We start from the raw sequence: 22,364 nt of genomic DNA on the forward strand, positions 1-22,364 counted from the left end.
TCCTGGGTGAGGTCGCCCGCGGCGATGGCGTCGGCCAGCGCCACGGCGCGCGCCAGCGGGCGGGTGATGGAGCGCACCAGCAGGGCGGACAGGAGAATGCCGGCGCACAGCAGTGCCAGCGTCGCGCCGCCAGCCGCCAGGTAGGCGCGCTGGCGCTGCTGGCGCGCCTGCGCGGCCATGGCGTCGCGCTGCTGCTCCTGCAGGCCGACCAGTTCGCCCAACATGCCGATGTAGGCACTGGTGGTCGGGCGCAGGCGCTGCTGCACCAGCGCCAGCGCGGCCTGGGTATTGCCGGCCTCGCGCTCGCGGAAGATGCCCATGGCCACCTCGCGGAACTGCTCGCGGTTGGCCGCCAGGCGCTGCACCAGGGCGCGCTCCTGCGGTTCGCTGGCGCTGTCTTCGATCTGCTTTTGCAGGCCGTTGATCTGCTGGCTGTTCTGGCGGCTGAGCAGCGCCATCTCCTCGACCAGGTGGCGCTCAGTCGAAGTGGCGCTGACCAGGAAGCGCTCGGTGCTCAGCTCGGTCAGCGACTTCCACTGCATGGTGGTGCCGATACGCGCATCGGCGGCCTCGATGGCCTGGCGCGAGCGGGCGTCGATGTGCTCGACATACACCAGCACCGCCACGCCCAGCGCCAGCATCATGGCCAGCGCCCCCAGCACCACGCCCCACAGCTTGCGCGCCACCGACAGGTTGTTCCAGATCACTGCAGTCTCCTTGGTTATCGTGCCCGCCAGGCAGGCAGCGGCGGGCGGCTCATTTTTGGAAACAGTTTTTTACCAACCTCCGGCGCAAGCGCGAAATCCGCGGCCAATTCCCGCAGGCAACGCCCGATGGGGGTTGCGCATCAGGCCGAACCGCGACAGTACGGTGGCGGTCCGGCAAGGCACTGTTCGCTGCTGTCAAAGGCGACGCATGGATCGCCATGCCCCCGCCGGGAACATGACGCCCAGTTATGGGCAAAATACCGATGCAACCCTTTATTTGAAAGGACCTTCAGCTATTGAAAAAATAGCATCCGACGGCTGTTTTTCGAGGCCTATCACGGCTGCGACAATCCGTTGATTCGCGGGCAGGCACCCAGCCCCGACAGATTCGGCCCACGACAAGCCCATGCCTGGCACGCGCCCCACCCTGCACACGCACTACGACAACCTGAAGGTGGCCCGCGATGCGCCGCCGGAGATCATCCGTGCAGCCTACAAGGTGCTGGCGCAGCGCTGTCATCCAGACAAGTGGGCCGACGCTGGCGAGGCCACGCAGGCCATGCAGACCCTGGGTGAATCGCAGGCGGTGCTGCTGGACCCGCAGCGGCGTGCCGAGCACGACGCCTGGATCGCGCAGCAGGAGCAGCTGCACCAGGCATGGGCCGCCATCTGGTCCATGCCGACGGTCAAGCCGTCCAGCCCGGCCGGGGACGCCAGCTCACAGACGGCACCGGCCCGACCGGACGCCGGAAGCGCGCCGGCCGCCGCACCCGCGCCGCCCGATCGCACTGCGCCAGCCGCCGCCGAAATTCCGGCGCCGCTGCCCACGGCCAGCGCCACGCTGCCCGGGAATGGGCCAGCGCTGCAGCCACCGCCGGCAGCGGACCTGAAGGGCGACTGCCCTCCGTCCATCGAACCCGCCCGACCCATGGTGCATGCCGGTGGCCCCGCGGCTCCGGTCCCGTCCGCCGTGCTGGCACTTGCCGGTGTGTTTTTGGCACCGGCAGCACCGGATGACGCGGCGCCATGCGACGGCGCCCCGGCCCGCCCGGAAGATGTGCCCGCGCCCGCTTCTGCCCCAGAGATCCTGCCCGAACCCGCAGCCGCGCTTCCAGCCCCCGCAGCGTTGACCGCAACCGCACCGTCAGCTCCGACAGTCGCCCCGGTCAACACTGCAGCACCGACGATGGAGCCTGTCGCCCATTCTCGAATTAGCGCCAGCCCGCCACCGCTGCACGTCTGGCAGCCTGAGGCGCTCATGGCGTCGCGACCGCCACCACCGCCGCCGCAGCCCGCTTGGCGCCGGCGCGGCTTCCGTCCCGAGGCGGTGCTGGCGCTGCTGGTGGGCCTGATCGTCCTGGGCTCGCAGTGGTTGGGCGGCAGGCCCGAAGCCGACGCGCCCGCGGCAACGCCCACGCCGCCCCTCGACGTACACGACCTGACCCGCCCGCTGCCGGCGCCGATCCAGGCGGCCGGCTATCCCCAGGTGGCCGTGGCCCATCCGGATGCGCGCGTCATCGTCGCCAGCCCCGGCTTCGCTGCCTGGCGCCAGCAGCAGGGCCGCACGCGGCAGGCCGAGATCGCGCGCATCCTGCGCCAGGGCTCGCCCGGTGAGGTCATCGCGTTGCTGCACGAATACAAGCGCCAGCTCAGCGATCCCTGAGCGGCCTTTGCCGTACCTGCGTCCCGGTCCCTGTCCGGGTACCGCAAGGCGCGGCCCGCAACCCCTGGTGAACTGGCGAGCCATCGCCACCCGCGATGGCTGCCTGCCGCCATTGGCAGGCAAAACCCATCTGGTCGCGATGGCAAAACCGCCCGCGTGCGGCAAAATCGCGCCACCCATCTTTGATCGCGAATCCTTCAGCCAGCCGCCCCGCATGAAATCCGAACGCAGCTTCGCCCGCCGCATCGACCTCACGTCGCTGCAGCTGTTCGTCGCCGTGTGCGAGACCGGCAGCATCGGCCGCGCGGCGCAGCAGGAGTTCATCGCCGCCTCGGCCGTCAGCAAGCGCCTGGCCGACCTGGAGGGCGCCATGGGCACGCCGCTGGTGTACCGCCACAGCCGCGGCGTGGCGCCGACGCCGGCCGGCGAGAGCCTGTTGCACCACGCGCGCAACGTGCTGCTGGGGCTGGAGCGCATGCACGGCGAGCTGTCCGAGTACGCCGGCGGCGTGCGCGGCCATGTGCGCATGCACGCCAACATCTCGGCCATCGTGCAGTTCCTGCCCGAGGACCTGGGCGCGTTCGCCCGCGCGCACAGCCAGATCAAGATCGACCTGCACGAGCGCCTGTCGCCCGAGGTGCTGGCCGCCGTGCACGAAGGCGCGGCCGACCTGGGGCTGTGCCAGGCGCCCGCCGCGGGTCTGGCCGAAGGCCTGCAGTGCCGGCCCTACCGCAGCGACGAATTGGTGCTGGTCGTGCCACAGGGCCATGTGCTTCAAGGGCGTGCAGCTATCAAATTTGAAGACATCCTGGACTGCGACATCGTCGGCCTGCACGCCGGCAGCTCTATCAGCCTGGCGATGCGCGCCGCCGCGGCGCAGGCCGGGCGGCCGCTGCGCCAGCGCATCCAGGTCACCGGCCTGGACGCCATGTGCCGCATGATCGACAACGGCCTGGGCGTGGGCCTGCTGCCGGCGCGCGCCTTCGCGCTGATGCAAGGGCTGGGCCGGCTGGCCACGGTGGCGCTGGACGAGCCCTGGGCGCGGCGCACGCTGGTGCTGGTGGCGCGCGACTTCGCCGCGCTGCCGGCCAGCGCCCGGCTGCTGGCAGAGCACCTGGCGCCGCAGGCAGGCGCACCGCCGGAACGGGTGGCTGCGCCTTCGCGGGCGGCGCGCCCGCAGCCCGGCGCCGTCGCTGTCTGAAGCAGACTGCCGCCCGATCCGGCCCTTTCCCCTCACCATTCCACCCACGAGACGAGACCACCATGGGACGCACCCTGTACGACAAGATCTTCGACGAGCACGTCGTCCACACCGAGGAGGACGGCACCGCCACCCTCTACATCGACCGCCACCTGGTGCACGAGGTCACCAGCCCACAGGCCTTCGAGGGCCTGCGCGAGGCCGGCCGCAAGGTCTGGCGCACCAGCTCCATCGTCGCCACCGCCGACCACAACACGCCCACCACCGGCTGGGAGCTGGGCTACGACGGCATCGCCGACCCGATCAGCCGCGAGCAGATCGTCACCCTGGACAAGAACATCGCCGAGCACGGCGCCGCCGCGTTCTTCCCCTTCATGAGCCGGCGCCAGGGCATCGTGCACGTCATCGGTCCTGAGAACGGCGCCACGCTGCCCGGCATGACGGTGGTCTGCGGCGACAGCCATACCAGCACGCACGGCGCGTTCGGCGCGCTGGCCCACGGCATCGGCACCTCGGAGGTCGAGCACGTCATGGCCACCCAGACGCTGCTGGCCAAGAAAGCCAAGAACATGCTGGTGCGCGTGGACGGCAGGACTGCGCCGGGCATCACCGCCAAGGACATCGTGCTGGCCATCATCGGCAAGATCGGCACCGCCGGCGGCACCGGCTACACCATCGAGTTCGCCGGCCAGGCGATCCGTCAGCTTTCCATGGAAGGGCGCATGACGGTGTGCAACATGGCCATCGAGGCCGGTGCGCGCGCCGGGCTGGTGGCGGTCGATGACAAGACCATCGACTACCTGCGCGGCCGCCCGATGTCGCCCACCGGCGTCGAGTGGGACCAGGCGGCGGCCTACTGGAAGACGCTGCACTCCGACCCGGACGCCAAATTCGACGCCGTGGTCGAGCTGCGCGCGGAGGACATCGTGCCGCAGGTGACCTGGGGCACCAGCCCCGAGATGGTGCTGGGCGTGGACGCGCGCGTGCCGGACCCCGACAAGGAAAAGGACGCCACGAAGCGCGGCGCCATGGAACGCGCGCTGACCTACATGAACCTGCAACCCGGCAAGCCGATCCAGGACATCTTCGTGGACAAGGTATTCATCGGCAGCTGCACCAACAGCCGCATCGAGGACATGCGCGAGGCCGCCGCGGTGGTGAAAAAACTCGGCCAGAAGGTCGCGAAGAACGTCAAGCAGGCCATGGTCGTGCCCGGCTCGGGCCTGGTCAAGGAGCAGGCGGAGGCCGAGGGGCTGGACCAGGTGTTCAAGGCCGCGGGCTTCGAGTGGCGCGAGCCCGGCTGCTCGATGTGCCTGGCGATGAACGCCGACCGGCTGGAGCCGGGCGAGCGCTGCGCCTCGACCAGCAACCGCAACTTCGAAGGCCGCCAGGGCGCGGGCGGGCGCACGCACCTGGTCAGCCCGGCCATGGCCGCGGCCGCCGCCATCCACGGGCACTTCGTGGACATCCGCCAGTTCGCCTGATGACCTCATTCAACCACCGGAGCAGCACCATGACCAAGCCCCTTCACCTTGCCCTGCTGTGCGCCGCCCTGGGCGCCGGCCTTGCCGGCTGCAGCACCTGGACCGCCTTCAAGCAGGACGCCCGCGACGTCGGCCAGTCGGCCGGGCGCGGCGTCGAGCGCGCCGGCCAAGCCACCGGCCGCGGGCTGGAGAAGGCCGGCGAAGCCACCGGCCGCGGCATCGAAAAGGCCGGCGAGAAGATCCAGGAAATCTCCAAGTAATTCCCGAAGCACAGCGCCATGCAGCAATTCACCCTCCACCGCGGCCTCGTCGCCCCCATGGACCGCGAGAACGTCGACACCGACGCCATCATCCCCAAGCAGTTCCTGAAGTCGATCAAAAAGACCGGCTTCGGCCCGAACCTGTTCGACGAGTGGCGCTACCTGGACCAGCCGGGCCAGCCCGGCGTGCCGGAAGACCAGCGCAAGCCCAACCCGGACTTCGTGCTGAACCAGCCGCGTTATGCCGGCGCCAGCATCCTGCTGGCGCGGCAGAACTTCGGCTGCGGCTCCAGCCGCGAGCACGCCCCCTGGGCGCTGGCGCAGTACGGCTTCCGCGCCATCCTGGCGCCCAGCTTCGCCGACATCTTCTTCAACAACTGCTTCAAGAACGGCCTGCTGCCCATCGTGCTGCCTGAGGCCACCATCGACCGGCTGTTTGGCGAGGTCTTCGCCTTCCCCGGCTACGAGCTGACCATCGACCTGGAGCGCCAGGTGGTCGTGCTGCCGCAGGGCGAGGAGATCGCCTTCGACGTGAACCCGTTCCGCAAGTACTGCCTGCTCGGCGGCTACGACGACATCGGCCTGACGCTGCGCCACAAGGACCGGATCCAGGCCTTCGAGGCCGAGCGCCTGGCTACCAAGCCCTGGCTGGCGCACACCATGGCGCCCTGAGCGCAATTTCAAGCCAAAACAGCCTCTAGCCCTTTGAATCAAAGGGCCTCCAGCTATCAATAAGGGAGTAAATCAAGCATGAAGATCGCAGTCTTGCCGGGTGACGGCATCGGCCCCGAGATCGTCGCCGAGGCCGTCAAGGTGCTGGGCGCGCTGGACCTGCAGTTCGAGATGGAATCCGCCCCGGTGGGCGGCGCCGCCTACGCCGCGGCCGGCCACCCGCTGCCCGAGTCCACGCTGAAGATCGCGCGCGAAGCCGACGCCATCCTGTTCGGCGCCGTGGGCGACTGGAAATACGACACTTTGGCCCGCGCACTGCGCCCCGAGCAGGCGATCCTGGGCCTGCGCAAGGCCCTGGGCCTGTTCGCCAACTTCCGCCCGGCGATCTGCTACGAGCAGCTGGTCGATGCCAGCAGCCTCAAGCCCGAGCTGGTCGCCGGCCTGGACATCCTGATCATCCGCGAGCTGACAGGCGACATCTACTTCGGCCAGCCGCGCGGGCGGCGCACCGCCGAGGACGGGCACTTCCCCGGCGCCGAGGAAGCCTTCGACACCATGCGCTACTCGCGCCCGGAGATCGAGCGCATCGCCCGCGTGGCGTTCGAGGCGGCGCGCAAGCGCTCCAAGCGCGTCACCAGCGTGGACAAGGCCAACGTGCTGGAGACCTTCCAGCTGTGGAAGGACGTGGTCACCCAGGTGCACCAGGAATACCCCGACGTGCAGCTGGACCACATGTACGTGGACAACGCCGCCATGCAACTGGTGAAAGCGCCGAAGTCGTTCGACGTGATCGTCACCGGCAACATGTTCGGCGACATCCTGTCGGACGAGGCGTCGATGCTGACGGGCTCCATCGGCATGCTGCCCTCGGCGTCGCTGAACGACAAGAAGCAGGGCCTGTACGAGCCCAGCCACGGCAGCGCCCCCGACATCGCCGGCAAGGGCGTGGCCAACCCGCTGGCCACCATCCTGTCGGCCGCCATGATGCTGCGCTTCTCGCTGAACCAGCCCGAGGCGGCCGACCGCATCGAGGCCGCCGTCAAGGCCGTGCTGGCGCAGGGCTTGCGCACGCCGGACATCCACAGCGCCGGCACCACCAAGGTCGGCACGGCGCAGATGGGCGACGCGGTGGTCAACGCGCTGCGCTGACGGCACGTTGAGCCCGGGGCCGGGTCTTTGTGCCCGGCCGCTGGCTTTCCTTTCCTTAGAATGTTGCGCATGGCTGCCGCCCGATTCCGCTTCCCTTTCCACCCTGCCCCCGCCGGCCGGGTGCCGGGCGTGCCGTGCCTTCCTCTTCTCTCCGCTTCCACCAAAACCACGACCATTAAGGGCTGATCCAGCTCCGGCATCGTCGTGCGCCCTCCCTGGCCAGACGAGCCGGGGCCGAAGAAAAGCAGCCGCCGGTCGCGTGACCCCTGTTTTTTCACTTCACTTCGAAAAGGGCATTTCCCATGAGCAAGCAACTGGTAGGCCTCGTCGGCTGGCGCGGCATGGTCGGCTCGGTCCTGATGGACCGCATGCAGGCCGAGGGCGACTTCGAGCTGATCGAGCCGGTCTTCTTCTCCACTTCCAACGCTGGCGGCCAGGCCCCGGCCATGGCGCGCACGCACACCCAGCTGAAGGACGCGAACGACGTCGCCGAGCTGGCGAAGTGCGACATCGTCATCACCTGCCAGGGCGGCGACTACACCAAGGAGGTGTTCCCCAAGCTGCGCGCCAGCGGCTGGCAGGGCCACTGGATCGACGCCGCCAGCGCGCTGCGCATGGAAGATGACGCGGTCATCGTGCTCGACCCAGTGAACGACGGGCTGATCCGCAAGAAGCTGGCCGCCGGCGGCAGGAACTGGATCGGCGGCAACTGCACCAACTCCATCCTGCTGATGGGCCTGGCCGGGCTGTTCAAGGCCGACGTGGTCGAGTGGGTCAGCTCCATGACCTACCAGGCGGCATCCGGCGGCGGCGCGAACCACATGCGCGAGCTGCTCAAGGGCATGGGCGTGATCCACGGCGCCGTGCAGGACGCGCTGGCCACGCCGGCGTCGGCCATCCTGGAGATCGACCGCCAGGTCGCCAGCACCATCCGCGAGGACGTGCCGACCGAATTCTTCGGCGCGCCGCTGGCCGGCGGGCTGATCCCGTGGATCGACTCGCAGCTGGACAACGGCCAGTCCAAGGAAGAGTGGAAGGGCCAGGCCGAGGTCAACAAGATCCTGGGCACCGGCGCCACCATCCCCGTGGACGGCCTGTGCGTGCGCATCGGCGCCATGCGCTGCCACTCGCTGGCGCTCACCCTCAAGCTCAAGAGCGACCTGCCGCTGTCCGAGATCGAAGCACTGATCCAGGGCGGCAACCCCTGGGTCAAGTTCGTTGCCAACGAGCGCGCGCTCACCGTGAAGGAATTGACGCCCGCCTCCATCACCGGTGGCCTGCAGGTCGGCGTGGGCCGCGTGCGCAAGCTGAACATGGGGCCGGAGTACGTCTCGGCCTTCGTCATCGGCGACCAGCTGCTGTGGGGCGCGGCCGAGCCGCTGCGCCGCATGCTGCGCATCCTGCTGGCGGCCTGACGCCCCAGCCGCCCGGCGCCACCGCGCCGGGCGCAGGCGTTGCCCCAGGCCAACACGGCAGGGGCTTTTAGGCACCGCAGCGCGGCCCGGGTTAGCCCGGCGCCGCGTCGGCTTGTCAGTGCAAACCGTTACTGCTATGGTGCTTTTGGCACTTTTTTGCGTCTGCCGCCTCTGGCTGGCGTCACTCCTGCCAGCCTCAATTACAAGACCACGCCAATCCTGGCTTTTCCTACTGCTTCAGTCGCACCCATGCATCGCTGGAATCGTCTCGCTCTGGCCTCTGCGGCCGTCCTGTCCGCAAGCCTGTATGCCACGGATGCCAGCGCACTCGCGCTCGGGCGGCTGAACATCCAGTCGGCCCTGGGCGAGCCTCTGCGGGCCGAGATCGACCTGCCCCAGATCACACCGGCCGAGGCCGAGTCGCTGCGCGTGGGGCTGGCCAGCCCCGACGTGTTCCGCTCGCAGGGCGCCGAATATTCCTCCACCGCGCACAGCGTGCAGATGCAGCTGCAGCGGCGCGCCGACGGCAGCATGGTGCTGCGCCTGAGCAGCCCGCGCCCGATCAACGATCCGTTCGTCGACTTGGTGGTCGATGCCAACTGGAATGCCGGCCGCGTGGTGCGCAGCTACACCCTGCTGCTCGATCCGCCGGCGCTGCGCCGCCCACCGGTGGCCGTCGCCGCCGCGCCGCAAACCCAAGCTACACCGGCGCCGCGCAGCGAGCCGCCGGCGGCTGCCCCGGCACGCGCGCCCATTGCGCCGCGTGCCCGGCCAGCGCCGGCCGTGCGCGCAGCCGAAGCCCAGCCCGCCACGCGTGGTGAGGTCACCGTGCGCAGCGGCGACACCGCCGGGCGCATCGCCGCCGCCAACCGCCCCGGCGGCGTGTCGCTGGACCAGATGCTGGTGGCCATGATGCGGGCCAATCCCGAAGCCTTCATCCAGGGCAACGTCAACCGGCTGCGCGCCGGCAGCGTGCTGCAGTTGCCCGACGCCGCCGAAGCCCAGGCCACGCCCGCCGCCGAGGCACGGCGCATCGTCGCCGCGCAAAGCCGCGACTTCAACGAATTTCGCCGCCGCATGGCCGAGTCGGCGCCGGCCACGCAGCAGGCCGCCGCCGACCGCTCGGCCAGCGGCAAGGTGCAGACCCAGGTCGAGGACCGCAAGGCCTCGGCCACGCGCCCCGACCAGCTCACCCTGTCCAAGGGCAGCATCAGCGCCAGCGCCGCCGACGAACAGCTGGCGCGCGGTCGCCAGTCCGGCGAGGACGCGGCGCGCATGGCCGAGCTGTCGCGCAACATTTCCGAGCTGAATCAGCTGGGCGCTGGCGCGGCGGCTCCGACCGGCACGCCGGCAGCAGCGCCGGCTGCCGCTCCTGGCACGCTCGCCGTGCCGGCGCCGGCCGGTGTTCCGGCAACACCCGACGCTGCCGCTCCCACCTCCGGTGATGCGCCTGCAACGTCCGCGCCCGCGGCCCCCACCCCCGCCTCCGCGCAGCCGCCTGCCGCACGTCCCAAGCCCGCCACGCCGCCAGCGCCGATGGACATCGAAGAGCCCAGTTTCTTCGACGCACTGACCGGCGACCCGCTGCTAGCCGGTGGCGCGCTGGCCCTGGTGCTGGCACTGATCGGCTATGGCAGCTGGCGCGTGGTGCAGCGCCGCCGCGAGCAAAACGCCGCCGACAGCTCGTTCATGGAAACCCGCCGCCCACCGGACTCCTTCTTCGGTGTCAGCGGCGGCCAGCGCGTGGACACCGCCGGCAGCGAGCTGACCACGGGCAGCTCGTCCATGCACTACTCGCCCAGCCAGCTGGATGCCGGCGACGTGGACCCAGTGGCCGAGGCCGACGTGTACCTGGCCTACGGTCGCGACCTGCAGGCCGAGGAAATCCTCAAGGAAGCCCAGCGCCACCAACCCGAACGCGTGTCCATCCCGGCCAAGCTGGCCGAGATCTACGCCAAGCGCCAGGACCGCCGGGCGTTGGAGGCCAGCGCCAACGACGTGTTGCGCATGACCGGCGGGCGCGGCCCCGAGTGGGCGCGCGTGGCCGAGCTGGGCCGCACGCTGGACCCCGCCAATCCTTTGTACCAGCCCGGCACCAGCCCTGTCGCCCCGGCCGGCGCCGCCGGACTGGCCGGTGCAGTCGCCGGCGTGGCCGCGGCCGGCGCCGCAACTGCAGCGGACGCTGCCAGCGCCGCAGCGGAGCCGGAACCGTCCAAGCTGCCCGATCTGGACCTGGACCTGGATTTCGACCTGGATCTGCAGGAAGCGCCCCCTGCACCGGCAGCCCCTGGCGCCTTCGCCGCGGCCGCCGCTGCGGCCCAGGGCCAAACGGCGCCAGACAGGGAACCGCTGCCTGCCGCCATACCGCCCGCACCCGCCGCGCCATCCGCGGGCGCAGAGCCCGACACCATGCCCGGCCTGGACTTCGCGCTGGGCGACCTGGACCTACCCGGTGGCGCGTGGGAGGCGTCCCACCTGCCGCAGGCCGCCGTGCCGACCCAGCCGCCGGTGCCGGAGGTGGACCTGCCCACCGAACCTTCGCCCTTCGACCTGGAGGATGCAGGGCTGACCTTCGAGGAGTCGGCGCCCGCCCCGCTTACAGCGGACGAACCGCGCCCCTCGGCACCGGCGCCGCTCGAGTTCGATCTGGGCGACCTGAGCCTGGATCTGGGCGACAGCGGCCGCTCCGGCACGGCCACCTCGGCCACGGTAACTGACGAACTGGCCGACACCGCCCTGGTGCCCGATGACGCCCTGCCCGACGACCCGCTGGCCACAAAGCTGGCGCTGGCCGAGGAATTCGACGCCATCGGCGACAGCGAAGGCGCGCGTGCCCTGGTCGAGGAAGTCATCGCCGAGGCATCGGGCGACGTGCGCTCGCGCGCCCAGCGCCTGCTGGCCAAGCTGGGCTGATGCCAGCCACGACGCGGCGCCGCCCACCCCGGGGGGAGCGGCGATGAGGATGGCCCTGGGCGTGAGTTACAACGGCCAGGCCTACCAAGGCTGGCAGAGCCAGCCGAGCGGCAACACCGTGCAGGACCGGCTGGAGGCGGCGCTGGAACGCTTTGCCACCCAGCCGGTACACACCCTGTGCGCCGGGCGCACCGATGCCGGCGTGCACGGCCTGATGCAGGTAGCGCACTTCGACACGCCGCTGGCACGCACGCCGTTTTCCTGGGTGCGCGGCACCAACACCTTTTTGCCGCCGGACATCGCCGTGCAGTGGGCGCACCCGGTGCCCGATGCCTTCCACGCCCGCGCCTGCGCCACCGGCAGGCGCTATGCCTATGTGCTGCTGCAGTCCAGCGTGCGCCCCAGCGTGGACGCCGGGCGCGTCGGCTGGGTCTTCCGCCCGCTGGACGAGGCCGCCATGCGTGCGGCCGTGCAGCACCTGCTGGGCGAGCATGACTTCAGCTCGTTCCGCGCCGCCGGCTGCCAGGCGCGCACGCCCGTCAAGACGCTGCGGCGCATTGACATCTCGCGCCGCGGCCCGCCCGAAGGCTCCGGCACGGCGCTGCACGGCGTCACGCCCTGCTACTGGCGCTTCGAGTTCGAGGGCGACGCCTTCCTGCACCACATGATCCGCAACATCATGGGCTGCATCGTCGCCATCGGCCAGGGCCTGCAGGCGCCGGACTGGATGCGCCAGGTGCTGGCGGCGCGCTCGCGCGATGCCGCGGCGCCCACGTTCTCGCCCGATGGCCTGTATTTCCTGGGCCCGCAGTACGACCCGCAGTGGGGGCTGCCCGCGCACGCGGCTGCTTATGATTGGCTGCCATGAGCAGCCCGACTCCGCCAGCCCCCGACACCCCTCTTCCCGCCCCCCGCACCCGCATCAAGGTCTGTGGTCTGACGCGCGAGCAGGACGTGGACGCCGCGGTGGCGCTGGGCGCCGATGCCATCGGCTTCGTGCTGTACGCCAAAAGCCCGCGCGCGGTGAGCGCCGCGCGCGCCGCGCAGCTGGCCGCGCGGCTGCCGCCGTTCGTCACACCGGTGCTGTTGTTCGTGAATGCGCCCGCTACCGAAGTGATAGCTGCCTGCGCAAGCGTGGCGGGGGCTATGGCCCAATTTCATGGCGACGAGACACCCGAGGACTGCTGGCGCGCCAGCGACGGCGGCCGCATCCCCTTCGTGCGCGCCGCGCGCATCCCCCTGGGGCCGGCGGGTGCGGCGTTCGACCTCGTAGAATACGCCCGGCAACATTCGCACGCCCGCGCCATCTTGCTCGACGCCCTGGTCGGGGGGTATGGCGGAGGCGGACAGGCATTCCATTGGTCACTCCTTCCTCCCGCCGTCGACTGTCACCTCGTTTTGTCTGGTGGACTCACGCCTGCAAACGTGACCGATGGCATTGCGCAGGTCCGGCCGCGCTGCAAGACGCTCGCGGTTGACGTCAGCTCCGGCGTCGAAGCCACGGGGCCCGATGGGGCACCCCTGAGAGGCATCAAGGACGCCGGCAAGATCCAACGCTTCGTCGCCGCCGTGCGCGCGGCCGATGCGGCACCTGTTCCTTCTTCCTAAATGTCTGCATACACCCAACCCGATGCCTCGGGCCATTTCGGCCCCTATGGCGGCAGCTTCGTCAGCGAGACGCTGACCCACGCCATCGACGAACTGCGCGCCGCCTACGCGCGCTACCAGAACGACCCCGAGTTTCAGGCCGAATTCCGCTACGAGCTGGCGCACTACGTGGGCCGACCCTCGCCCGTGTACCACGCCGCGCGCACCAGCCGTGAGCTGGGCGGCGCGCAGATCTATCTGAAGCGCGAGGACCTGAACCACACCGGCGCGCACAAGATCAACAACGTGATCGGCCAGGCCATGCTGGCCCGGCGCATGGGCAAGCCGCGCATCATCGCCGAGACCGGCGCCGGCCAGCACGGCGTGGCCACCGCCACCATCTGCGCGCGCTACGGCCTGGAGTGCGTGGTCTACATGGGCGCCGAGGACGTGCGCCGCCAGAGCCCCAACGTCTACCGCATGAAGCTGCTCGGCGCCACGGTGGTGCCGGTGGACTCGGGCAGCCGCACCCTGAAGGACGCGCTGAACGAGGCCATGCGCGACTGGGTGGCCAACGTGGACCACACCTTCTACATCATCGGCACCGTGGCCGGCCCGCACCCCTATCCCATGATGGTGCGCGACTTCCAGAGCGTGATCGGCCAGGAATGCCTGGCGCAGATGCCGGCCATGCTCGCCAGCCAAGGCAGCGCCGCCGAACAGCCCGACGTGGTCGTGGCCTGCGTGGGCGGCGGCAGCAACGCCATGGGCATCTTCCACCCCTACATCCCCCATGCCGGCACGCGCCTGATCGGCGTGGAGGCGGCGGGCGAAGGCCTGGACAGCGGCAAGCACTCGGCCAGCCTGCAGCGCGGCTCCTCGGGCGTGCTGCACGGCAACCGCACGTTCATCCTGCAGGACGAGAACGGGCAGATCACCGAGACGCACAGCATCAGCGCCGGGCTGGACTACCCCGGGGTCGGCCCCGAGCACGCCTGGCTGCAGGACATCCGGCGCGCCGAGTACGTCGGCATCACCGACGCCGAGGCGCTGGTCGCCTTCCACCACCTGTGCCGCACCGAAGGCATCATCCCGGCGCTGGAATCCAGCCACGCCTTCGCCTACGCCATGAAGCTGGCGCCGTCCATGAAACCCGAACAGTCGATCCTGGTGAACCTGTCCGGGCGTGGCGACAAGGACATCGGCACCGTAGCCGACCTGTCGGGTGTGGATTTCTATGACCGCCCCAGCATGCGCGGCCTCACCGTGAAGGGAGGCAAGGAATGACGCGCATCGCCACGACCTTCGCCGAACTGCAGGCCGCCGGCCGCACGGCGCTGATCCCCTACGTCACGGCCGGCTTTCCCTTCGCCGACATCACCCCCGCGCTGATGCACGGCATGGTCGAGGCGGGTGTCGACGTGATCGAGCTGGGCGTGCCCTTCTCCGACCCGATGGCCGACGGCCCCGTCATACAAAAGGCAGGTGAGAAGGCCCTGGCCATGGGCATCGGCATGGCGCAGGTGCTGGAGATGGTGCGTACCTTCCGCCAGCGCAACCAGACCACGCCGGTGGTGCTGATGGGCTATGCCAACCCGCTGGAGCGCTACGAGCAGCGCCATGGCAAGGGCAGCTTCGCGCGCGACGCGCAAGCTGCTGGCGTCGATGGCCTGCTGATCGTGGACTACCCGCCCGAGGAGTGCGTGGAGTTCGCCGCCGAGCTGCGCGCGCATGGCATCGACCTGATCTTTCTGCTGGCGCCCACCTCCACGCCCGAGCGCATGCAGCAGGTGGCGCGGGTGGCCAGCGGCTATGTCTACTATGTATCGCTCAAGGGCGTGACCGGCTCGGGCGCGCTCGACACCGACGCGGTGGCAGCCATGCTGCCGCGCATCCGCGAGCACGTCACAATCCCGGTCGGCGTGGGCTTCGGCATCCGCGACGCGGCCACCGCCCAGGCCATCGGCCGGGTGGCGGACGCGGTGGTCATCGGCAGCCGCATCATCCAGCTGCTCGACGGCCAGCCGCACGAGCGCGTGGTCGGCGTCACCGTGGACTTCCTGCGCCAGGTCCGCAAGGCGCTGGATTCGGGGGCAACCCCCTGAGCCGCTGCGCGGCTTCCCCCTTCTCTGGCGCGCACTTCGTGCGCTGGGAAAGGGGACGACGCCGGCGGCCTGGCGAAGCCAGATCCACGGCGTCCGCTGGCACAGGCCGCGCCAGATTTGAGGCTGCGTGCATACGCGCAGCACAGCCTACACAGTAAGAGGAACCGTATGTCCTGGCTCGAAAAACTCCTGCCCTCCAAGATCCAGCAGACCGACCCGGCCGAGCGCCGGCAGATGCCCGAGGGGCTGTGGATCAAGTGCCCCAGCTGCGAGACGGTGCTCTACAAGAACGACTTGGAGGCCAACCAGAACGTCTGCCCGAAGTGCGGCCACCACCACCGCATCGGCGCGCGTGCGCGGCTGAACGCCTTCCTGGACGGAGAAGGCCGCTACGAGATCGGCCAAGAAGTGCTGCCCGTCGATGCACTCAAGTTCAAGGACAGCCGCAAGTATCCCGAGCGCCTGAAGGAGGCGCTGGAGAACACCGGCGAGACCGATGCGCTGGTGGTCATGGGCGGCTCGGTCAAGAGCATCAACTTGGTCGCCGCCTGCTTCGAGTTCGACTTCATGGGCGGCTCGATGGGCAGCGTGGTAGGCGAGCGCTTCGTGCGCGGCGTGGAGACCGCCATCGAGCAAAAAGTGCCCTTCCTGTGCTTCACCGCCACCGGCGGTGCGCGCATGCAGGAAGGCCTGCTGTCGCTGATGCAGATGGCCAAGACCAACGCCGCGCTCACGCGCCTGGCCAAGAAGAGCCTGCCCTACATCAGCGTGCTGACCGACCCGACCATGGGCGGCGTGTCCGCCGGTTTTGCCTTCGTCGGCGACATCGTCATCGCCGAGCCCAAGGCGCTGATCGGTTTCGCCGGCCCGCGCGTCATCGAATCCACCGTGCGCGTCACCCTGCCCGAGGGCTTCCAGCGCGCCGAGTTTTTGCAGACCAAGGGCGCGGTGGACATGATCGTCGACCGGCGCGAGCTGCGCGACACCGTGGCGCGCAGCCTGGCGATGCTGCAGCGCCTGCCGGCAGACGCGGTGGCCTGAGCTTCACATCCATTTAAAATTAATAGCACGAGACCCTTGTTCCACAAGGCCCTCGTGCCTTTTTGGCGTCAAAACGCTGTGCCACGCAGCTAGTGCAGCACACCCGCCTGCAGGTGCCCGACCACGATGCCCAGCACCTGCAGCAGCACCAGCAGCACCAGCGGCGACAGGTCGATGCCGCCCAGCAGCGGCAGCACCCGGCGGATCGGCGCCAGCAGCGGCTCGCACAGCCGGCCGATCACGTCCGCGATCGGCGAGCGCGTCTGCACCCACGACAGCACCGCATACACGATCACCAGCCCCATCAGGCCCGAGACGGCCACGCGCAGCGTGCCGAACAGCGCCATCCATGGCACCCACGCCAGGCTGACCAGCCCGCCCAGCAGCAACGCCAGCAGCAGGTATTGCGCCAGCTTCAGCAGCAGCGCAGCGGCCAGGCTGGCCAGATCCCAGCGGCCGGCGGCTGGCACCGCCTTGCGCAGCGGCAGCACGATCCAGTCGCTCAGGGCGAACACCAGCCGCCCGACCGGGTTGGAGAACGGCACGCGCTGCGCCTGCATGTACAGCCGCAGCAGACAGGCGCCGGCCAGCAGGCCGCTCGCCACGTCAAGAAGAAAGGTCAGGATCTGCAGCAGCATGGTGGTGGGTGTAAAAAGCCAGGGGAACCGGCGTGGGATGATAGCCACGCCGATTGCGAGAGCGCTCCATGTCCCCGCCCCTGACCCTGACCCACCTGCCGCTGTTTCCACTGTCCACCGTGCTGTACCCCGGCGGCCTGCTGGACCTGCGCGTGTTCGAGGTACGCTACCTGGACATGGTGCGCAAGTGCCAAGCCGCCGGCGCGCCGTTCGGCGTGGTGGCACTGGCGCAGGGCCACGAGGTGCGCCGCGCCGGCGCGCCCGAGGAGCAACTGCACGAAGTGGGCACGCTGGCCACCATCGCCCAGCTGCAATCGCCCCAGGCCGGGCTGATCACCCTGCGCTGTCAGGGCATGCAGCGCTTTCGCATCACAGCGCGCCAGCGCCTGCCGCATGGTCTGTGGATGGCGGACGTGCAGGTGCTGGCGGCCGATGCGGCGGTGTCCGTGCCCGCCGATCTGCGGCATACCGCCACGGCGCTGCAGCAGCTGCTGGAGTCACTGCACGCCCAGGCCGAACCCGAGCGCGCGCTGCCGCAGGCCAGCGCGGCGCTGCTAGCCGACTGCGGCTGGGTAGCCAATCGCTGGTGTGAGCTGCTGCCCCTGCCGCTGGAGCTGCGCCAGCGCCTAATGGCGCTGGACAACCCGCTGGTACGTCTGGAGCTGGTGGGCGACGTGCTGGAACGCATGAACATCCTGCGTTGACGCCGCCCTGCCGGCCCTGGTGGCGGCGCGCACCCTAAAATCCCCCGTTTGCGTCCGGCGCGCGGCCAGTCCTCGCTGTCGGCGCGGCCCTTTTTCCTTCCCGCGTTTGCCAGCCCTATGCCTTCCGACCAGCCCAGCCCCGTTGCCCTCCCGCCCGTGGATGAAAACCAGCTCATCGCCGAGCGCCGCGAGAAACTCAAGGAGCTGCGCGAGCGCCAGGCACGCGGGGCCGGCGTGGCCTTCCCCAACGACTTCAAACCGGCACACCGCGCCGCGGCGCTGCAGACCGTGCACGGCGCACTGGACGCCGAGGCGCTGGAGGCTCAGGCCGTCAGCGTGAGCGTGGCCGGCCGCATGATGCTCAAGCGCGTCATGGGCAAGGCCAGCTTTGCCACCATCCAGGACGGATCGCTGGGCGAGACCGGCGGCCGCATCCAGCTCTACGTCACGCGTGACGCGCTGGGCGAGGAGCAGTACGCCGACTTCAAGCGCTGGGACCTGGGCGACATCCTGGGCGCCGAGGGCACGCTGATGAAGACCAAGACCGGCGAGCTGTCGGTCAAGGTCACCCGCCTGCGCCTGCTGACCAAGAACCTGCGGCCCATGCCGGACAAGTTCCACGGCGTGGCCGACCAGGAGGTGAAGTACCGCCAGCGCTACGTCGACCTGATGACCGACGAAGCCGCGCGCCGGCGCTTCGTGGCGCGCAGCCAGGCCATCAGTGGCATCCGCGCGTTTATGGTCGAGCACGACTTCCTGGAAGTCGAGACGCCCATGCTGCACCCGATCCCCGGCGGCGCCAACGCCCGGCCCTTCGTGACGCACCACAACGCGCTGGACCAGGAGATGTTCCTGCGCATCGCGCCCGAGCTGTACCTGAAGCGCCTGGTGGTGGGCGGCTTCGAGCGGGTGTTCGAGATCAACCGCAACTTCCGCAACGAAGGCATCTCGGTGCGCCACAACCCCGAGTTCACGATGATGGAGTTCTACGCGGCCTACTGGAACTACCGTGACCTGATGGACTTCACCGAACAGCTGGTGCGCGACGCCGCCGTAAAGGCCGCCGGCACGCTGCAGCTGTCTTATGGCGGGCGAGCGGTGGACCTGGAGCAGCCTTTTGCGCGCATGACCATCCGCGAGGCCATCCACGCGCACACCGAGGCCGGCGCGCATGTGGACGACGCAGCCTGGCTGATCAGTGCCCTGAAGAAACTCGGCATGACCGAGGAGAAGAACCGCCTGTCCGGCCGCACCCTGGCCGGCCTGCAGGTGCTGTATTTCGAGGAAGCGGTGGAGGACAAGCTGTGGCAGCCGACCTTCATCATGGAGCACCCGACCGAGATCTCGCCGCTGGCGCGCGCCAACGACGCCCGCCCCGAGGTGACCGAGCGCTTCGAGCTCTACATCACCGGCCGCGAGATGGCCAACGGTTTTTCCGAGCTGAACGACGCCGAGGACCAGGTGGCGCGCTTCCAGGCGCAGGTGGATGCCAAGGACAGCGGCGACGACGAGGCGATGTTCTTCGACCACGACTTCGTGCGCGCACTGGAGTACGGCCTGCCGCCCACCGGCGGCTGCGGCATCGGCATCGACCGGCTGATGATGCTGCTCACCGACAGCGCCAGCATCCGCGACGTGATCCTGTTCCCGGCGCTGCGCCGCGAACACTGAAGCCACGGGCCGCAAGCGATCCAGCGCATGACCGAGGGCCTGTTTGGCACCCTGTCCGCCACCACGCTGCATGAGCCTTTCAGCGTGCTGCTGGTCGAGGACGATGCCGCGCTGCGCGGCGTGCTGGCCGCGCAGCTGCAGCACGCCGGCGCGAGCGAGGTGCTGCAGGCTGCCAACGCCGACGCGGCGCTGCAGCTGTTCCGCCTGCGCCGGCCCGACCTGGTGCTGCTGGACATCTGCCTGCCCGGCAGCCAGGACGGCTACTGGGTGGCGCAGCGCCTGCGCGAGGCCGAGCCCGGCGGCTGGACGCCGATCATCTTCCTGTCCGGCTTAGGCGGCGACCTGGACGTGTGGCGTGGCATCGAGGCCGGCGGCGACGACTACCTGACCAAGCCGGTCACCGCGACGGTGCTGGTGGCCAAGCTGCGCGCCATGCGCCGCCTGCGCGACATGCGCCGGCGCCTGGTGCAGCTGACCGAGGAGCTGCACCTGGCGAACCAGAAGCTCAACGAGATGGTCGAGGTGGACCCGCTCACCGGGCTGGTCAACCGGCGCGGCTTCGACCGCATGCTGCACGCCGAGATACTGGCGGCGCGGCGCGACGGCGCGCCGCTGACGTTGATGCTATGCGATCTGGACCACTTCAAGCGCTACAACGACACGCTCGGCCACGTGCAAGGCGACGAATGCCTGCGCACCGTGGGCCGGGTGCTGCACGAGGTCTGCGTGCGTCCGCGCGACGTGGCCGCACGCTACGGCGGCGAGGAGTTCGCGCTGATCCTGCCGAGCACTCCGCGCTCGGGCGCGATGACGTTCGCGCGCGCCCTGGGCCGGCTGCTCAAGGCGCGCACCATCACCCATCCGGACTCGCCACTGGGCCAGGTACTGACGCTCTCGGGCGGCATCACCACCTGCGTGCCCGACGACAGCACCAGCGCCGAGAGCATGCTGATGCGTGCCGACGAGGCGCTGTATGCCGCCAAGGCGCAGGGCCGCGACCGCTTCTTCAGCTTCGAGATGCAGATGGACACCGTCGAGCAGCGCCAGCTGTGACCGACCAACGCTCTGCCCGCGCCGGCGCCAGGCCGGCCCCGTTTTCCGACACCGCATGCAAACCCGCCTGAAAGCCTATCTTCCCCTCTGGACGCACGACTGGCTCGACGTGATCCTGCCGCTGCTGCAGATCGTGTTGATCCTGCTGGTGACCCTGCTGCTGCTGCGCCTGATGCAGCGCGTGATCCGGCGCGCCAGCGACCACTACCAGTTTCCGCACGAGCTGCTGAAACCCATACGCGCCGTGGGGCGCTGGCTGCTGGTGGGCAGCGCCGGCCTGCTGATCCTAGAGCGCCTGGGCGTGTCCGCCAGCGTGCTGTGGACGGCCTTCACGGGCTTTGCCACCGTGGGCGCGGTGGCGTTCTTCGCCGCCTGGAGCGTGCTGTCCAACCTGTTTTGCGCGCTGCTCATCGTCAGCGTCGGGCCGTACCGGCTGGGCGACCACATCGAACTGGTGGACAGCGGCGATAAGCCCGGCGTGCTGGGCCGGGTGGTGGACATCAATTTGCTCTACACCACGCTGGAGGACGCCACCGCGCCCGAGCCCGGCACGCTGCTGCAGATCCCGAATTCGCTGATCTTCCAGCGCGTGCTGCGCCGCTGGCGCGCCGGCACACCGGTGCCGGCCGAGCGGCTGGTGCCACTGGCGCCGCCATTGGCGGAAAATGGCGCACCTGCAAAGGCAATCGCACCTGCTGCCGCCGCCGTAGCAGCGCCACCCCGCCCTGCCGGCGCTTGAAATTTGCGCGATATCAAGTCCATCCGCAGTAACCCTGTTGTCAGCCCCCTGTGGAACATTAAGCTGGCGGCCTGTCCGGCAGGCCCATACTGATGGGCCTGCCCAGTTTCTGCATGTCAAAATTTTTTCTGAACAAGGTTAAGAGAGAGACACCATGACCACAGCCTTCCGCCTGCATTCCGTCGTTGCCGCCCTGGGGCTGGCCGGCGCCGCCCTGCTGCTGCCCGCGCACGCGCAGATCAAGATCGCCATGGTCATCCCGACCACCGGCCCGCTGACGCAGTACGGCGACATGGTCAAGGAAGGCGCGACCACCGCCGTCGAGATGGCCAACGCCGCCGGCGGCATCAACGGCAAGAAGATCGAGCTGGTGCCGGTGGACGACGCCTGCGAACCCAAGCAGGGCCCGGTGGCCGCCAACCGCGTGGTCAACGGCAAGATCGGCTACGTGGTGGGCCCGGTGTGCTCGGGTGCCTCCATCGCCGCCGCGCCGATCTACAACAACGAAGGTGTGGTGGTCGTGACGCCCTCGGCCACCTCGCCCGCGCTGACCGACGGCAAGAACTTCCACTTCATCTTCCGCACCATCGGCCGCGACGACCAGCAGGGCCCCGCCGCCGCCAAGTTCATCGCCGAGAAGATCAAGCCCAAGAAGGTCGCCATCCTGCACGACAAGCAGTCCTATGGCCAGGGCATCGCCGCCTCGGTGCAGGCCGACCTGAAGAAGGCTGGCATCCCGGTGGCGCTGTTCGAGGGCATCAACGCCGGCGACAGCGATTACTCGGCCGTCATCACCAAACTCAAAAGCGCCGGCGTGGACTTTGTCTACTACGGCGGCTACCACCCCGAGATGGGCCTGCTGCTGCGCCAGGCCAACGAGCAGGGCCTCAAAGTCCGCATGATGGGCCCCGAGGGTGTGGGCAACCCCGAGGTGAACGCCATCGCCGGCCCGGCCGTCGAGGGCATGCTGGTGACGCTGCCGGCCGACTTCTCGGCCAACCCGAAGAACGCCGCCGTGGTCAAGGCCTTCACGGACAAGAAGCGCAACGCCTCGGGCGCCTTCCAGCTGACGTCCTTCGCCGCCACCCAGGCCATCCTGGACGGCATCAAGGCCGTGGGCGACAACCCCGCCAAGGTGGCCGATCACCTGCACAAGGCCACCGTGGAGACGGTGCTGGGCCCCATTAGCTGGAACAAGCAGGGTGACCTGAACTCGTTCGACTTCCAGGTCTTCGAGTGGCACAAGGACGGCAGCAAGACACCCGCCGCCAAGTAAGCCCGCTTTCTCCCCTTGCACACCGGTGCGTGCCCCTGGCGGGCGCCCACCGGTGTGCTGCCATCCGGGCTCCGGTAGCGCCACCT

Annotated in this window: 20 protein-coding genes; 18 read left to right on the plus strand and 2 right to left on the minus strand. The window is 69.5% G+C overall.

Annotation, left to right across the window (positions count from 1 at the left end; translation table 11 throughout):
* On the minus strand, positions 1 to 707 hold a 707-nt coding region (locus BLQ61_RS05500), incomplete at its 3' end, for an MCP four helix bundle domain-containing protein (protein ID WP_139182715.1).
* A 406-nt stretch (positions 708 to 1,113) separates the two neighbouring features.
* Between BLQ61_RS05500 and BLQ61_RS17550 the strand changes: the two genes are divergently transcribed.
* The 13 genes from BLQ61_RS17550 (at position 1,114) to accD (ending at position 16,197) form a co-directional block, all read left to right on the plus strand.
* Complete coding sequence (locus BLQ61_RS17550) at positions 1,114 to 2,370, plus strand: J domain-containing protein (protein WP_245703864.1); 1,257 nt, start codon at positions 1,114 to 1,116, stop codon at positions 2,368 to 2,370.
* A gap of 214 nt (positions 2,371 to 2,584) precedes the next feature.
* The gene (locus BLQ61_RS05510) at positions 2,585 to 3,571 is read left to right on the plus strand and encodes a LysR family transcriptional regulator (RefSeq protein ID WP_091568581.1); all 987 of its coding nucleotides are present in this window, start codon (positions 2,585 to 2,587) and stop codon (positions 3,569 to 3,571) included.
* A 62-nt stretch (positions 3,572 to 3,633) separates the two neighbouring features.
* Positions 3,634 to 5,055 (plus strand): 3-isopropylmalate dehydratase large subunit, encoded by a 1,422-nt coding sequence (gene leuC, locus BLQ61_RS05515; RefSeq protein ID WP_091567582.1) that lies wholly within the window; start codon positions 3,634 to 3,636, stop codon positions 5,053 to 5,055.
* A gap of 29 nt (positions 5,056 to 5,084) precedes the next feature.
* Positions 5,085 to 5,315: a hypothetical protein gene (locus tag BLQ61_RS05520; protein ID WP_091568583.1), complete on the plus strand. Its 231-nt coding sequence runs from the start codon at positions 5,085 to 5,087 to the stop codon at positions 5,313 to 5,315.
* Positions 5,316 to 5,333: 18 nt separating this feature from the next.
* Positions 5,334 to 5,987, plus strand: coding sequence for a 3-isopropylmalate dehydratase small subunit (gene leuD / locus BLQ61_RS05525; RefSeq protein WP_091567585.1), 654 nt, complete (start codon positions 5,334 to 5,336; stop codon positions 5,985 to 5,987).
* 78 nt (positions 5,988 to 6,065) lie between these two features.
* Positions 6,066 to 7,136: a 3-isopropylmalate dehydrogenase gene (leuB, locus tag BLQ61_RS05530; protein ID WP_091567589.1), complete on the plus strand. Its 1,071-nt coding sequence runs from the start codon at positions 6,066 to 6,068 to the stop codon at positions 7,134 to 7,136.
* Positions 7,137 to 7,438: 302 nt separating this feature from the next.
* On the plus strand, positions 7,439 to 8,551 hold the full coding sequence (gene asd, locus BLQ61_RS05535; protein WP_091567592.1) for an aspartate-semialdehyde dehydrogenase: 1,113 nt from the start codon (positions 7,439 to 7,441) through the stop codon (positions 8,549 to 8,551).
* A gap of 249 nt (positions 8,552 to 8,800) precedes the next feature.
* Positions 8,801 to 11,464: a motility hub landmark protein FimV gene (locus tag BLQ61_RS05540; protein ID WP_091567594.1), complete on the plus strand. Its 2,664-nt coding sequence runs from the start codon at positions 8,801 to 8,803 to the stop codon at positions 11,462 to 11,464.
* A 43-nt stretch (positions 11,465 to 11,507) separates the two neighbouring features.
* Positions 11,508 to 12,332: a tRNA pseudouridine(38-40) synthase TruA gene (gene truA, locus BLQ61_RS05545; protein WP_091567597.1), complete on the plus strand. Its 825-nt coding sequence runs from the start codon at positions 11,508 to 11,510 to the stop codon at positions 12,330 to 12,332.
* Positions 12,329 to 13,072 (plus strand): phosphoribosylanthranilate isomerase, encoded by a 744-nt coding sequence (locus tag BLQ61_RS05550; RefSeq protein WP_091567599.1) that lies wholly within the window; start codon positions 12,329 to 12,331, stop codon positions 13,070 to 13,072. The genes truA and BLQ61_RS05550 overlap by 4 nt, the downstream gene beginning before the upstream one ends.
* Positions 13,073 to 14,338, plus strand: a complete 1,266-nt coding sequence (trpB, locus tag BLQ61_RS05555; RefSeq protein ID WP_091567602.1) for a tryptophan synthase subunit beta — start codon at positions 13,073 to 13,075, stop codon at positions 14,336 to 14,338.
* Entirely contained in the window at positions 14,335 to 15,156 is an 822-nt protein-coding gene (gene trpA, locus BLQ61_RS05560) for a tryptophan synthase subunit alpha (RefSeq protein ID WP_091567605.1), read from the plus strand. The genes trpB and trpA overlap by 4 nt, the downstream gene beginning before the upstream one ends.
* A 168-nt stretch (positions 15,157 to 15,324) precedes the next feature.
* Entirely contained in the window at positions 15,325 to 16,197 is an 873-nt protein-coding gene (accD, locus tag BLQ61_RS05565; RefSeq protein ID WP_091567608.1) for an acetyl-CoA carboxylase, carboxyltransferase subunit beta, read from the plus strand.
* 89 nt (positions 16,198 to 16,286) lie between these two features.
* On the opposite strand, the gene BLQ61_RS05570 is transcribed toward accD, so the two are convergent.
* Positions 16,287 to 16,835 (minus strand): YggT family protein, encoded by a 549-nt coding sequence (locus BLQ61_RS05570; RefSeq protein WP_091567610.1) that lies wholly within the window; start codon positions 16,833 to 16,835, stop codon positions 16,287 to 16,289.
* Positions 16,836 to 16,903: 68 nt separating this feature from the next.
* Here BLQ61_RS05570 and BLQ61_RS05575 point away from each other — a divergent pair, with 68 nt between their 5' ends.
* The 5 genes from BLQ61_RS05575 to BLQ61_RS05595 all read left to right on the plus strand — a co-directional run bounded on the left by BLQ61_RS05575 (position 16,904) and on the right by BLQ61_RS05595 (position 22,278).
* Complete coding sequence (locus tag BLQ61_RS05575; RefSeq protein ID WP_091567613.1) at positions 16,904 to 17,539, plus strand: LON peptidase substrate-binding domain-containing protein; 636 nt, start codon at positions 16,904 to 16,906, stop codon at positions 17,537 to 17,539.
* A 117-nt stretch (positions 17,540 to 17,656) separates the two neighbouring features.
* Positions 17,657 to 19,210 (plus strand): lysine--tRNA ligase, encoded by a 1,554-nt coding sequence (lysS, locus tag BLQ61_RS05580; protein ID WP_091567616.1) that lies wholly within the window; start codon positions 17,657 to 17,659, stop codon positions 19,208 to 19,210.
* A gap of 27 nt (positions 19,211 to 19,237) precedes the next feature.
* Complete coding sequence (locus tag BLQ61_RS05585) at positions 19,238 to 20,263, plus strand: GGDEF domain-containing response regulator (protein WP_091567618.1); 1,026 nt, start codon at positions 19,238 to 19,240, stop codon at positions 20,261 to 20,263.
* Between the two features lie 55 nt (positions 20,264 to 20,318).
* The gene (locus BLQ61_RS05590; RefSeq protein WP_091567621.1) at positions 20,319 to 21,002 is read left to right on the plus strand and encodes a mechanosensitive ion channel family protein; all 684 of its coding nucleotides are present in this window, start codon (positions 20,319 to 20,321) and stop codon (positions 21,000 to 21,002) included.
* A 154-nt stretch (positions 21,003 to 21,156) separates the two neighbouring features.
* Positions 21,157 to 22,278 carry a branched-chain amino acid ABC transporter substrate-binding protein gene (locus tag BLQ61_RS05595; protein WP_091567623.1) on the plus strand — a complete coding sequence of 374 codons (1,122 nt, stop codon included), beginning with the start codon at positions 21,157 to 21,159 and terminating at the stop codon, positions 22,276 to 22,278.
* Positions 22,279 to 22,364: the final 86 nt, after the last annotated feature.

Origin of the sequence: Oryzisolibacter propanilivorax, from assembly GCF_900103645.1 — a bacterium.
Classification (GTDB): Bacteria; Pseudomonadota; Gammaproteobacteria; order Burkholderiales; family Burkholderiaceae_C; genus Melaminivora; species Melaminivora propanilivorax.